General features: G+C 55.0%; 1 pseudogene. It reads left to right on the forward strand.

The features are described 5' to 3' along the window. Nucleotides 1-754 (forward strand): annotated as a pseudogene (locus tag EXE42_RS18845) (integrase); the annotation flags it as partial.

Here is a 754-nt window from a genome sequence, read left to right on the forward strand (position 1 = left end):
ACCAACAACGTCAGCCTCAACGGGTATCTTGCGGTCGTCCGGAGATTTCTGGTGTTCTGTGAACGCATCGAAGTTGTCTCCGAAAACACACCGGACAGGATGCCTCAGGCGAGCATCGATGAAGACGAAGAAGTCTGTGATCGGAAACCGGACGACGAGGCAGTAGAAGCGATCAGTGCGTACTTTCACAAGTACGACCGCGCATCCCGCCGTCATATCGAATTTGCTCTGCCGAAGGAACTGACGATTCGTCTCGGTGCCCTCGTCAGTATCGACGAGGACGACTACTACCCTGACGAGCAGAAGATCGAACTTCGGCATAGACCTGAGGAAGAATACGGTGGGAAGGGGACACCATTAAAAAACGGGTCCGACGGAGAGAGGAACATCAACGTCCCGAGTCACCTCTGCGAGCTGATCAACGAGTACCTCGAACATCCTGAACGAAACGGCGAGGGGACGGACAAATTTGGTCGAAAACCCTTACTACGGAACAGGAACGGCGGTCGTCCTTCGACAACGACGGTCCGTCGGGATCTGTATAAGATGACTCGACCGTGTGCCTTCTCGAATGAATGTCCTCAGAACCGAGACATCAACGAGTGTGACGCAGCCAAAGACTCGATGGCGTCGGAATGTCCCGTCAATTACAGTCCGCATCCGATCCGCCGTTGGTCTATCGAAGACCATCTGGACGACGGCGTACCGAGGGAAGACCTCGCTGACCGAGCCGATGTCTCCGTTCCTGTGCTCG

It is taken from the genome of Halorubrum sp. SP3 (genome assembly GCF_005435195.1).
Classification (GTDB): domain Archaea; phylum Halobacteriota; class Halobacteria; order Halobacteriales; family Haloferacaceae; genus Halorubrum; species Halorubrum sodomense.